Annotated in this window: 11 protein-coding genes; all 11 read left to right on the top strand. The window is 34.2% G+C overall.

The window, feature by feature from the left end:
- Nucleotides 1–5 precede the first annotated feature (5 nt).
- The 11 genes from A7325_RS01850 (at nt 6) to A7325_RS01800 (ending at nt 13,806) form a co-directional block, all read left to right on the top strand.
- A complete protein-coding gene (locus tag A7325_RS01850) occupies nt 6–812 on the top strand; it encodes an ATP-grasp fold amidoligase family protein (protein ID WP_082894250.1) in 807 nt (268 codons plus the stop codon).
- 84 nt (nt 813–896) lie between these two features.
- Nucleotides 897–1,937 (top strand): glycosyltransferase, encoded by a 1,041-nt coding sequence (locus A7325_RS01845; protein WP_068404111.1) that lies wholly within the window; start codon nt 897–899, stop codon nt 1,935–1,937.
- 318 nt (nt 1,938–2,255) lie between these two features.
- On the top strand, nt 2,256–3,089 hold the full coding sequence (locus A7325_RS01840) for a hypothetical protein (protein ID WP_068404110.1): 834 nt from the start codon (nt 2,256–2,258) through the stop codon (nt 3,087–3,089).
- A gap of 75 nt (nt 3,090–3,164) precedes the next feature.
- A complete protein-coding gene (locus tag A7325_RS01835; protein WP_068404109.1) occupies nt 3,165–4,331 on the top strand; it encodes a nucleotide sugar dehydrogenase in 1,167 nt (388 codons plus the stop codon).
- Between the two features lies 1 nt (nt 4,332).
- Nucleotides 4,333–5,292 carry a glycosyltransferase family 2 protein gene (locus A7325_RS01830; protein ID WP_197488855.1) on the top strand — a complete coding sequence of 320 codons (960 nt, stop codon included), beginning with the start codon at nt 4,333–4,335 and terminating at the stop codon, nt 5,290–5,292.
- Nucleotides 5,293–5,344: 52 nt separating this feature from the next.
- Nucleotides 5,345–6,385 carry an EpsG family protein gene (locus A7325_RS01825; protein ID WP_068404106.1) on the top strand — a complete coding sequence of 347 codons (1,041 nt, stop codon included), beginning with the start codon at nt 5,345–5,347 and terminating at the stop codon, nt 6,383–6,385.
- 2 nt (nt 6,386–6,387) lie between these two features.
- Nucleotides 6,388–7,257, top strand: coding sequence for a glycosyltransferase family 2 protein (locus tag A7325_RS01820; protein ID WP_068404105.1), 870 nt, complete (start codon nt 6,388–6,390; stop codon nt 7,255–7,257).
- Between the two features lie 460 nt (nt 7,258–7,717).
- Entirely contained in the window at nt 7,718–9,304 is a 1,587-nt protein-coding gene (locus tag A7325_RS01815; protein ID WP_068404104.1) for a hypothetical protein, read from the top strand.
- 65 nt (nt 9,305–9,369) lie between these two features.
- Complete coding sequence (locus A7325_RS01810) at nt 9,370–10,509, top strand: glycosyltransferase family 4 protein (RefSeq protein WP_068404103.1); 1,140 nt, start codon at nt 9,370–9,372, stop codon at nt 10,507–10,509.
- Nucleotides 10,510–10,569: 60 nt separating this feature from the next.
- Entirely contained in the window at nt 10,570–12,090 is a 1,521-nt protein-coding gene (locus A7325_RS01805; RefSeq protein ID WP_068404101.1) for a hybrid nucleoside-diphosphate sugar epimerase/sugar transferase, read from the top strand.
- Nucleotides 12,091–12,327: 237 nt separating this feature from the next.
- Nucleotides 12,328–13,806 carry a capsule assembly Wzi family protein gene (locus tag A7325_RS01800; protein ID WP_068404099.1) on the top strand — a complete coding sequence of 493 codons (1,479 nt, stop codon included), beginning with the start codon at nt 12,328–12,330 and terminating at the stop codon, nt 13,804–13,806.
- The last annotated feature ends 213 nt before the right edge of the window (nt 13,807–14,019 follow it).

Genomic DNA, 14,019 nt, shown 5'->3' with positions numbered 1-14,019 from the left:
AATATATAAAAGATAGATGGGAAAGTACGTTCAATAAAAAGCTTAACCTAGAAAACCCTACGACCTTTAATGAAAAGATACAATGGTCTAAATTATATGCTAATAATGACTTAGCAAAGTTGTGTGCAGACAAAATAAAAGTCTTAGATTATGTACAGGATAAAATAGGCAGTGAATATATTAATGAGATTATTGCTATTTATCCTAATACTAAAAATATAGATTTCTCTAAGCTTCCTCCACAATTTATTCTAAAAGCTAACCATGATAGTGGTTCTGTTTTAATAGTTAAAGGTCGTAATAATATAGACTTTGAAAAACTAAAGAAGATAGAACGTAATTTAAAACTAAACTATGGTCGCTTTTCTAAAGAATGGGTTTATGATAATATAAAACCGCAAATTATAATAGAGAAGCTTTTAGAAAGCGAAGACGGAAAGTCTCTAAAAGACTATAAAATCTTCTGTTTTAATGGACAACCAAAGATTATTCAAGTTGACTTAGAGAGATTTGAAGGGCATAGAAGAAATTTATATGATACTAACTGGAATAGACTAGATTTAGAAATTGAGAACCCCAATGCATATTATGATGTGGAAAAGCCTGAATTATTAAATGAAATGCTAGAAATGACTAAAGTTTTAGCTAGACCATTTAATCATGTAAGAGTTGACTGGTATATCCATAAAGGTAAACTAGTTTTCGGCGAAATGACTTTTTTTCATGGTAGCGGGTTTCAAAAATTTAATAGTATTGAGTGGGAAGAAAGAATGGGTAGTTGGTTTGAAGTATCTGAGGATTTAAGTTATTAGTCCCAATTACTCTTTATCTCATACCTTTAACCTTGAGATGAACATGCACCATAATTATTAATTTTCACATTTTGGTATAACAATATGACAAATCTAGAAACTCCTTTAATCAGCGTAGTGATGTCTGTATATAATGGTGAAAAACATCTAGCTGAAGCAATTGACAGTGTTCTATCACAGTCATATAGTAATTTTGAATTTATTATAGTTAATGACGGGTCAACTGACAGTAGTATCGAAATTATTTACGAATATATCAATAAAGATGACCGTATAATAGTTATTGATAGAGAGAACAAGGGCTTACCTTACTCTCTTAATGAAGGCATAGCTAAGGCAAGAGGCGAATATATAGCGAGAATGGATGCGGATGATATTTGTTTACCTGACCGATTCGAGAAGCAAATCAACTACCTTAATACAAATAATTTAGACTTGTGTGGAACTTTTATTGAAGCTTTTGGAGAAAATATTAATAATTCAATCTTGACATATCCAATATATCATAATGATATTAGATTCAGGCTCTTATTCAGGTCAGCCTTTGCTCATCCAACGGTTATGTTAAAAAAAGGAGTGTTTAATAACATTCAATATAAATCTGAGTATAAGGTTGCACAAGACTATCAGCTTTGGATAGATATTATAAACTCAGGATTTAGGGTTGGTAATTTACCAGAAGTTTTAATGAAGTATAGGCTACATGAAGAACAAGCTAGTAATACTAAACTTATATTACAGCAGGAAACTGCAAAAGAAATCAGAAAAAACTATCATAAAAATCTGAGCTCGGAGGATGCTTCCTTAGTGCACACATATATCGCACTAGAAAAAAGAAAGAAAGTTAGCTTAAGAGAATTAGATTCATTACTAATTAAATTTCAAAGGTTGGCAGAAAAATTCAAAGTTTCCGAAGAATTGATAGCATATTACTTAAGTAACCTGTATAACCTATCTGCTCCAAAATCCCCTTTTCGTTATTTAATATATAGAAAGAGAACCTCAAAATACAAAAAAGATCTTAAGGCCGAGACTAGAATGTTTGTTAGATCTTTAATTTTAGTAGATAGTAATTCAAAAACATTCCAGGCATTAATAGTAGTAGCAAAAAAATTAAATTTATAAGCTTAGCAAAGCAGGTAATTTACTGTAAGGTGAATTAAGCATTATAGTATTTATCGCCCTCTTTATTCTTTTAATAATCTTAAATATGTCTGTTCACAGACATGTAGCTTAACTATTCTGTAATGACATGCACTAAGATTTGAGTATTCAGGCTACTAATAAAAGTCTTTTCAGAGTCCTTCAAATTAATCTAAGGTAGCTAAAGAAGATAATTTAATTCTAATGAATATATTAATATAAAGGACTTTTCAAGCAATCCAAAATGCGAATATTTTTATAAACTTAGTCAAAGATAATTAAATTACATACAGGTGTATCTTGAATAATATAATAATCAGTTTAACCACAACGTCTAACAGGCTTCATCTTTGTAGAGCAGCATTATATTCGCTTGTCACACAGAGTTTAAGGCCTCATAAGATAGTACTCAACTTATCTTCACACCCTTATCTAAAAGATGAAGGCATTCAAAATACAGATGTCTTTTTTTATTTAACTCAGGGAATAGAAGATGAACTAAAAAAGATTATACATATTGAATGGGTAGAGAATACAGGACCCTTTAGAAAGCTTATGCCCACACTGCAAGCAGCGGGATTAGACGACATTATAGTTACCGCTGATGACGATATCATATATGGTCAACAATGGTTAAGCTCCCTTTTACAAGATTTTGATCCTGAGAGAATGCTTATTCATGCTAGCAGAGTACGCAAAATTCAATATAGTAAGTTAGGTCACGAAACAGGCTATATCTATTGGCCCATAGTACAGAAGAAAACTATTATAGATAAAGACTGGATTATCACTTATGGAGGCGGTGCAGTGCTTTATCGGGGTTGGTTTACCAGAGATTTAGTTGATGATAACGGCTATCTAAGTGTCGCACCTACTGCTGATGATCTTTGGTACTCTAAAATCTGCAAAGTAAGTGGCTTACAAGTTAGAGTGATTCCAGAAGCATTGAAGTCACTCAACTTTATTAAGCACAATAATGGACTCGAAAATGAGAATCTACCTCGTGTGAAGAACAATAAGTTAATCTCTAGAGTTAAGCATCGTTTTATCGATCATCCACTTAATTATTATAGGGTTACTAGATTTGGTAATGACTTTGCATATGATTCTATAGAGAAGTATTTTGAAAGTTAATAAGTATATCATTTACTCAAAATTCTAATTTCTTAGCCCACTTTTCATTGAATCATTCTTAGAGAGCACTAAATAATGAAAATAGCAGTAGCAGGCACAGGTTACGTAGGTTTATCAAATGCTATGCTGTTAGCTCAGCATAACGAAGTTATAGCCGTAGATATTGTTGAAGAAAAAGTTGCCTTATTAAATAACAAGCAATCTCCAATTGAAGATGCAGAGATCACTGACTTTTTGTCCAAAAAACCACTCAATTTCACAGCAACTCTAGATGCAACCAGTGCGTATAGTCAGGCAGACTTTGTGATTATTGCTACCCCTACAGACTATGAACCTCAAACTAATTATTTTAATACTGATAGTGTCGAGTCAGTAGCTAAAACTGTCTTGTCTATTAATCCTAATGCAGTAATGATTATCAAATCTACTGTGCCAGTAGGATACACTGAGCAACTTAAGCAAAAACTTGGTACTGATAATATAATCTTTTCTCCTGAATTCCTTAGAGAAGGCAAGGCGCTATATGACAACCTTTACCCTTCTCGCATAATTGTGGGAGAACAGTCTGAGTGTGCCAGAATCTTTGCTAACTTACTACTACAAGGGGCTATCAAAAAAGAGGTTCCTGTCTTATTCACTGATTCGACAGAAGCCGAAGCAATTAAGCTGTTCTCAAATACTTATTTAGCGATGCGAGTCGCTTACTTCAATGAGCTCGATACTTATGCTCAAACCTTTAACTTAGATACTAAGCAGATTATTGAGGGAGTTGGACTAGACCCACGTATCGGTAGTCATTATAACAATCCTTCTTTTGGCTATGGTGGGTACTGTCTCCCAAAAGATACTAAGCAGCTATTGGCTAATTATGACAATGTTCCTAGTAACTTGATAAAGGCTATTGTTGAGTCTAATCGCACTCGTAAGGATTTTATTGCTGACTCTATAGCAGCCAAGAACCCTAAAGTAGTGGGGATTTATCGTTTAGTGATGAAGTCTGGTTCAGATAACTTCCGAGCATCTGCAGTTCAAGGTGTTATGAAACGATTGAAGGCAAAAGGTATTGAGGTGGTTGTCTATGAGCCTGTTTTAAAAGAGGCCCATTTTTATAACTCTACTGTCATAAAGGATTTGGAAAATTTTAAGTCCATTAGTGATATTATTGTTGCAAATCGACTGGTAGATGAAATAAAAGATGTCGAATCAAAGGTATTTACTAGAGACTTGTTTGGGAGTGACTAATTTGAAAGAATGTGAAGACCTGAGCGTTTCAGTAGTAGTACCCTTCTTTAATCGATCACGATTTTTAAAGCGCCTTTTAGACTCTGTTGCAGCGCAAACCCTTGCTGCCGATAGAGTTTACATCATTGATAATGGCTCTAGCTTAGAAGAGTCTTTAAACGCATGGAAAATTATTAGAAGTCATACCTTATATGATAAATGCGTCTTTACTAGTAGTATTGGTCGAGGTAATGCTAACTATGCTAGGAACTTAGGTTATAAACTTGCTGAGACAAGATATGTAGCTTTTCTTGACTCCGATGATTGGTGGCAAGCGGATCATCTTTCTAAAGCAATTAAATTATTAAATAAGAGTGATAAAGTGGCAACTTATAGTGGGGCTAGAGTACACACGGCAAACGGTGTCATATTAAATAACTCTAAAGATATAAAACTATTCGATGACCCCTTTTCCCTGATCATGTCACCACGGAATTATTTAGCTCAGACATCTTCATATGTAATAGATAAATCTAAGGTTAGCCTCAATGTGCTCTGGGATGAGTCTTTAAAAAGACACCAGGATTATGATTATTTCGCAGTCATATATTACAATACTTGTGGATGGTGTTATAACCCAAATATTACATCAAATATTGACTGGAATGAAGGCGGCCATAAGTCAGCTTTAGATTTCAACTCTTTGATAAAATTCTATGAAAAGTGGGAAGATTCTATACCTTACACCATTAAAAAATCCTACTTAGCTAGTATGCTATACCAATCATATTTTTATAATGCTAATGATAATATCAAAATTTATTACAAAGAAAAAATCACTCAAGAAATATTTTTTAAAAGCAGTTTATACAGGGTAAAAACTAGCGACCTATGCTTAGCTCTAAAAATAAAAGCTATTAAGATACTTGATGAATTACAAATAAAAAATACTATTAAAGATATATTAAATAAAAGACTTTAGGAAAAAACTGGTTTTTATCCGAAAAGTAGTAGAAAAACAGGTAGCTTAGTCAATGACCCCCTATATAATCTTATTAGTATTTATATCATTATGGATATCTGTTGAAAAAGCGGCAATCCACAGGAAGTCTTTTTGGATTCCATTATTGATTTTATCTGTGTTTTCTGGTATTAGAAACTATACAGTCGGTACTGACTCTCCTAACTATACAAAATATTTTCGTTATAACTTAAATCCTTATAACTTTTCTTTTAATGAGAACGTTGAGTATGGGTATCAACTTTTTACTTATATACTCCTCAACTTAACTCATAATTATTTCTGGCTTTTTTTTATATCTTCATTAATAGTAGTAGGCTGCTATCTAGTGAGTATACGCAAACTAAGCGTTAACTATACTCTATCTGTTTTTATATTTATTACATTGGGAACCTATACTTTCTTTTTCAATGGATTAAGACAAGGTATAGCAATGGCTTTAATCGCACTAGCAACACCTGCCTTAATAAGTAAACAGCTAATACCTTTCTTACTAATTGTGATCTTAGCTTCTTCTTTCCATATTTCTGCATTAGTATTACTGCCTGTATATCTCCTTTTGCATAGCAAAATACAGAATTACTATAAGTTTCTTATCTCTTTTTTAACATCAATGATAGGAAGTCAACTTGTCATCGGGTATTTGGCAGAAGATAATATCAGATACCAAGGTTATACTCAGGAAAGTGAAAAATCAGGTGGATTAGTAACTCTTGGTTTTTACTCTATAATTATGATAGCCCTACAGATCATCAAGTATTTCTATAAAATCAAGAATCAAAAATTTGAAATCTTACTAACTTACTATTCCATCGGAATATTTCTATTAGTACCAATAGCTCTAGTAGGAACTAATCCATCTGGACCACAGAGAATTCTATTTTACTTCACTTGGTCACTGGCCCTACTAGTCCCAATGGCACTAAAGAGAATTAATAATTTATTTATTTATATTTTAACAGTTATATTCTGTCTCACTTATTTTTTGCTAACTACTACACGTTTCAGCAACCTTACACCCTATACTATTAACCCATTATTTAAGATATTTTAACTATGAATCACCAATATATATCGATCGGAATCCCTATCTATAATGCAGAAAAGTATTTAAGTTTTGCTATACAATCTGTTATAAATCAAACTCATCAAAACTGGGAGCTTATCTTAATTGATGATGGTTCAACAGATGGGTCTTTAGATATCGCTAATAGATATGAGGCTTTAGATAGCAGAATTAGGGTCATATCAGATGGAAAAAATATGAAACTACCTTACAGGCTCAATCAAATTATTGACGAATCTAATTATGATCTTATTGCTCGTATGGATGCTGATGATGCTATTCATCCAAATAGACTGAGCATTCAATTGAAATTTTTAGAAAATCATCCTGATATTGATATTGTATCCACTGGTCTTATATCAATTGATAATGACAATATAGTGTATGGGTATCGCTATCCAGAAACGATTTTTCATAATATCACAAAGGTTCAACATAGATACCCTATCACTCATGCAACTATTCTAGCTAGAAAATCTTGGTATATAAGAAATAGATACGATACTAACTACCCTCGATCTGAAGATTATGCGTTATGGTGTAAAGCTGCTACAAAAAAAGATCTACATGTGGCTACTTTACCCGACCTACTGTACTACTATCGTGAGGCAGGAAATATAGATGCAACGAAGATGATTAATTCATATATAGATCACTATAATGCTTTTTCCAAATATACTACTGAGTATCGTCTCCCAAGCTACCTCAAAATGCTAATCAAAAAGCAAATTATAAAAATATTAGATAAAACAGGAAGCTTGCAAAGGTTAGCTCTGAAGAGAAACCAACAGAAAATTGATAAAGATGTTATTAATCAGCATCAACAAGTAATTGATAAATTAATAAAAAGTATTAATTAACAATTAAAGTTAAGTTTACATAAAAACATGAGCTGAAAATATTTAATAATTTACTCTGCTTCTTTTTAAATCGATAAGACAGAAGTATTTACAAGTTTAAAAACTACTCTCATTAGCTTAATTTTTAAGTAATTAATGAAGTATAAGGCAAATAAACTAATCCTTTAAGCCTAATATAGAGAAATTTAAGTCAGCTTAGAAATACGTGAATAAATATGATGGCTATTTTTAATATTATGAAATTGACATAGACTATTAGTCAATACTAGAAGCTTAAATTTAAAATACCCTTAGTACAAATCTAAGCCCATAGAATTGAAGTAAATAAGATTCCAGATAGGGTTGTAGGTATTTCAAAAAAGAGAGTCGGAGCCTCTAGTTAATGAAGAAATGGAATAAAGGGTATCTTTCTCTCTATACCGTCCCTGTGTAAAACTAAAAAATTTTAAAGGTTTTTACTATGAGCAAAATCAGAGCCGCTTTAATTGTAGATAACTTGTCTATAGCACATTGGCAGAAGGAGTCTCTTAAGCAAGCCTCTGACTTGTTAGATATCCAGTTAGTTTTAAGCTGCCAGAATACTAAAATAAAAAGAGATATTAAAAAGCACTTTTCATATTATGCATTGAATTTATTTACTTTAAAAAATACTTATTCAAAAAAGGAAAGCCTGGAGTTTAATAATATAAAAATTCTAGATTTTAAGAGCATTTATACAGGAAACTGGCAATCAATACCAATTACAATCTTAGATGAGATTTTAGATGAAGGTATAGATATTATTATCAAGTTTGGTATGAATTTGTTAAAAGTTGATGAGCGGTTAGAAGATATACCGATTCTTTCATACCATCATGGTAATCCAGCAAAATTTAGAGGACGTCCTGCTGGCTTTTATGAGCTCTTTCAAAATGCTGATAATCAGGGCATTATCGTACAGAGCTTAACAAATGAACTAGATGCAGGTAAAGTTTATGCTTATGCCGAGTCTAAACTAGTACATTACTCTTACCGTAAGACTGCTGAAAACTTTTATCAACAATCAAAGTATCTTCTACGTAAAGCAATAATAAATATCATTGAGAACAAGCAGATAGATATTGATACTAACGGTAAAAACTATCGATTACCTAGTAACTTAACAGTATTTAGTTTTGTAAAACGGCTTACAGAAAATAGAATTAAACACTTAACATACGGTCTGCTTTTTGAAAAGAAGTGGAAAGTGGGTACAGTTAGGTTTTCTCTTAATCCATACCATAAAAATACAATAACACTAAGAGATATTGATGAGCTACCAATAGAGCCTCAGTACTCGTTTTATGCAGACCCTTTCTTTTCCATAGATCGTAAAAAAATTAGACTAGAAGCTTTAGATAAAAAAACAGGCTTAGGCGATATTATTGAGATAGATACTGAAGATAAGATTCAAGATAAGATTATCTTAAGTAAACAGCACTATTCTTACCCTTTTTCATTTATGCTAGATGGTAGAGAGAAATTACTACCAGAGGTCGCTTCACACTCCTCTCAGTATTTTATCGACCTTCAAGATAATAGTAATACCCATAGTCCTATTAAAGGATTGCAGGATAAGCGTATAGTAGATGCTACATTGCTTGAACATAATAATAAATGGTATTTATTTTTTGGAGAAAGCCACTCTGCTCATTCAGTGCTTAACTTGTGGGTTGCAGACTCAATGGATGATAGTTTTGAAGCACATCCTAGCAGTCCGATTACTTTGTCACCTTCATCAGCGAGAATGGCTGGTCGTATATTGAAAACTGAAAACGGAATATTTCGATTTGGCCAAAACAACAATAGGGGGTATGGGTCTTCTATTATGATTGCTGAGATTACTGAGCTAACTGCTCATAGTTATAATGAAAATATCTGTGGTTCTATTAGTATTGATAAAGCATTAGGTCCACACAGTATTGATTTTGATGCAGATAAGGGTTTAGCCCTTATTGACTACTATAGTGATCAGTTTTCTTTATTTGCTGGGGTCCGTCGCATCAAGGCATTGCTATCTAGAAAATAAGCTTTAACCTAACAGCTTCGTAAGTACTACATAATAATACTCTTAATTATAAAGAACTAAAGACTATGAAATTTTTAATATTCGCTAACTACCTACCTCATGTCCTTAACTTTAGAGGTCAACTTTTAAAGGATGTTGCAAACCTGGGTTATGAAATACATGTAGTAGCGCCTAACTTAAAAAATCATAGTGATGAGTACCAACACCTAGCAAGCCTGGGATACCAACTACATAATATATCCATGCAGCGCACTGGAACTGACCCAGTAAGTGATGTTAAGACTTTAATATGTTCTTATAAGTTACTACGCCAGATCGAACCGGATTTTATTTTGTCTTATACTATTAAGCCCATTATTTACGGCACACTAGCTGCTTGGCTAGCTAAGGTGCCGAGTCGCTTTGTTCTACTTTCGGGACTAGGGTACGCTTTTCAGAACTCAGACAACAACAATAAGCCTAATAAATTACAACAAGTAGTTTATAGCTTATATAAACACTCACTTGCAAAATCCTCTAAAGTTTTTTTCCAAAATCCAGATGACCTAAACCTATTCAAGCAGCTTAAACTAATTAATAATAAAACATCTACTGTCGTTGTAAATGGATCAGGTGTTGATACTAATAAGTTTAGTCCATTACCTCTGCCCCAGGATGGTTCAGGAAATACTAAACCGTCTTTTTTATTAGTAGCCAGGCTATTAAAAGACAAAGGCATAGTAGAATACGTTGAAGCAGCTAAAATAGTAAAACAACAATATCCGACAACAGAGTTCCATCTAGTTGGCTGGATTGATGAAAATCCAGCTGCTATTTCTCAAGCTCAATTAGATGAATGGATAGCTTCAGACGTTATAACTTATTGGGGAAAGCTTAATGATGTCCGTCCTGCAATAGCTACTTGTTCCGTGTATGTTCTACCTTCATATAGAGAAGGAACTTCGCGTTCTGTACTCGAAGCAATGGCTATGGCACGACCTATTATAACTACAGATGCCCCAGGCTGTCGTGAGACAGTAGTAGATGGTCAAAATGGTTATCTTGTCCCTGTTAAATCTATTGACGATCTTGCTAATACTATGATTAAGTTTATCGAAAATAATAGCTTATATGAAGAAATGGGCCGGGCCTCTAGAAAGATGGCCGAAGAAAAATATGATGTAAAAAAAGTAAATGCTCATATGATCAAAGAAATGAAGCTTTAAGTATTAGCATACGATTATATTTAAATATTACCTAACAACTACTTACTATACGGATCTTTAATGAATATTCTTGTTACCGGTGCGAATGGCTTTATAGGCCAAGCTTTAGTAAAAAACCTTTTAGAAACTAAGCACAACGTTATTGCATGTGTACGTCAGTCAGTTAAACCTACTTTAGATTGTGAGTATCGCTTTATCGATAAGCTTGACTCTAACACTGATTGGAAACAAGTCTTACAAGGTATTGATGTAGTTATACACTGTGCAGGTAAAGCCAGTGTATTAAAGGATGATAAAAATAACCCCTCGAAGTCTTTGAAAGAGGTCAATACAGCAGCAACATTGAATCTAGCAAAGCAGGCTGTGGATATGTGTATTCAAAGATTTATTTTTTTGAGCTCAATCAAGGTCAATGGCGAATATAGCCTACCTAACCATCCGTTTACACCCGAAGTGACGATTCCCCCCTCAGACCCTTATGGCTATAGTAAGTATAAAGCAGAGCTAGGACTAAAAGAAATTGCGAATAACTCCACTATGGATTATGTCATTATTCGTCCTACTTTGGTTTATGGCGAAAATGTTAAAGGCAACTTTAATGCTTTAATGAAATGGACTTATAAAGGCATTCCTTTACCTTTAGGTGGCATTAAAAACAATTTGCGCAGTTTGGTTTCTGTTAAAAACTTAACTGATCTTATTGTTAGTAGTATTGATACTCCCGACGCTAAAAACCAAGTGTTATTAGTATCAGATGACAGTGATATATCAACTGCGATGATGCTCGATGAAATTGCTTCTGGTTTAGGTGTTAAGAACAAAGCACTACCTGTTCCCCCTAGCCTCATAAAAATCGGCGCTAAATTAGTAGGTAAAGAACATATAGCACAAAGACTATGTGGCTCGTTACAGGTTGATATTTCGGATACTAAAGAGCTGCTGAATTGGGAACCTAAGATTTCAACCTCAGAAGCCATTCAGAACACTGCTAAATTCTATGTATCTAACCAAACTGTTTCAAAAAAAAATAAATGGCAAAGACCTCTAGATATTACATTTTCAGCGACTGGTTTAGTTGCAGCTTCACCTTTATTAATTGGTACAACCCTAGTTGGGTATCTTGACACAGGTTCTCCATTATTTATTCAAGAACGTGTTGGAAAGAATAAAAAACCTTTCAAACTTGTAAAGTTCCGCACTATGAAATTAGATACAGCTTCAGTAGCTAGCCACCTAGCAAACAACAGCTCAATTACTAAGCTTGGTAAAATACTACGTAAAACCAAACTAGATGAATTACCTCAGTTGATAAATGTATTAAAGGGTGAAATGAGCCTCGTGGGTCCCAGACCTAATCTATATAATCAACAAGAGTTAATCGAAGCAAGAGACGCTCAAGGTGTGTATGATGTTTTGCCTGGTATTACTGGATTAGCCCAGATAAGTGGTATAGATATGTCTACGCCAGAGCTATTAGCAGAAACTGATAAAGAAATGATTGATAACTTAACCCTGAAAAAATATTTCAGCTATATCATCCGTACTGCCTTAGGAAAAGGTAGTGGCGATGCGGTTAAGTGATTTAATCGACCTAAGGAAAACTAAGCGTTTGATGACTTAATTCTAGTTTTATTTAGCCTCTTTATGTTATAAAAAAAAGAGGCTTTTTATACAACGCTTCCCTCTGTAAATACTCTTAATACTTAAGTGTTATAATCATGCTTAATGCTTAAGTTGATAAATTATTATCAAAAAGATTACTTAGAGTCTATATCCCGTTACTTTCTATCGCCCTTTTTACTTTAGAGCACTCCTATTATGAAACTCTCAAAGCCTGCATTTAAAACCAATAAGCTAGCCAGCTTATTACTAACAGCTGGTTTATTAAGTAGCCTAGCTAGTGCCCAAAACCTCCAAATAAATGACATGAGCTTAAAGTCAGAGCTGGATTGGTTAAGAGCACAAGGGGTGATTCAAATCAGCACCAGCACTTGGCCATTGACAGCTAATGAGATTAATAGAGCCTTATATAAAGCTGATATTCGCACTGCTGAGCAACAGCAAATTGTGCAGTCTATTCGCTATACACTAAGTAAAGAACCAAAGTCTTTAGTCAATACTAAAGTCTCAGCTTATGCCCAAACTGATAGAGAGCAGCTGCCTCAAAGCTTCGCTGATGATAAAACAGCCAGTTTTCAAGCTACTGCTCAAGCAAGCTTAAGAGAAGAAGATTGGGAAGTTAATCTTCGTGCCAATGTCAAAGACAAAGACATGATTAATGACGAGGGTTTAAGCTTTGAAGGCTCATATTTAGCGGGTAAATATGCCAATCAGTGGCTGATTGCTGGTCAAATCCCTACTTGGTGGGGGCCAGGGCATGATGGTAGCCTGATCCGTGGTGATGCCAGTAAGCCTGTAGCGGGTATTACTTTACAACGCGATACACAAGCTGCACCAAACCATCCATACCTAAACTGGATTGGTCCTTGGCAGTATCAATTGTTTGCCGGTCAACTTGATGACTATAAAGCAATTCCTGATACCAAATTAATCGGCATGCGATTAACAGCTAACCCTACAGATTGGCTAGAATTAGGTGCTTCTCGAACCTTCATGTGGGGTGGTGAGGGAAAATCTGAATCATTAAGTTCTTTCTTCGATGCTCTTACAGGTACCAAAGATAATGTTTATGATGCAGATGAAGATATATCTGATCAATTGGCAGGATTTGATGCTCATATCAACTTAGCGCCGTTAACTAATAACAATCTCCCAGTAAGTATCTATGGTCAATACGTGGGTGAGGATGAAGCAGGTTATCTACCTGCTAAGAATATGTATTTGGCTGGTATTGATTATGCCTCTACCCTAAATACTAAAAAATCAGGAGGTATGCCCTATCAACTTTACACTGAATGGACGGATACTCGAAGTAGCGGGGATGTCAAAGGCGTTTCTTATAATCATTACGTCTATAAAGATGGGAACTATCAGCATGGCTATCCCTTAGCCTATTCATTAGGCGGAGATACTGAGAGTATTGCTGTGGGTGGCAAGCTTTGGGTCGACAATCAAAACTTTATCAATGCAAAAGTACAACATGCTAAGGTAAATCAGTCCAACCGAGCTACTAACCAAGCGTTCCCAGAGTCGGACAAGCTAACCGTCTTAGATGTGGCTTGGGAGCATCAATACAATCCAAAGACGCTGATATCTAGTAGACTTTGGGCAGTTGACTCTGATACCCAGTCCACTGATGTTGGGGCTGGTGTAGGTATAGAATTTAATACTTATTAAATGACTGTTTAATCAGTTTAAGGAAGTTTTCGAACATAAAAAGTCGGTCTATTATAATTAGGGGCTGTATAGAATTGAGAAACCATTGAAAAACATAAGCAACGCCTTACTCTACTGTTTACCACAACAAAGAAATAAGGCATCACTTATGACTCGCACCAAGCTCAACGATGAACTTTGGCACAAGCTATTTATTATATTGCGACAAATTAA

This window comes from Psychrobacter sp. SHUES1, assembly GCF_001652315.1.
Taxonomy (GTDB): Bacteria; Pseudomonadota; Gammaproteobacteria; order Pseudomonadales; family Moraxellaceae; genus Psychrobacter; species Psychrobacter faecalis.
Note: the sequence above shows the minus strand (reverse complement) of the source record. Positions and strands in the feature narration are given on the sequence as shown.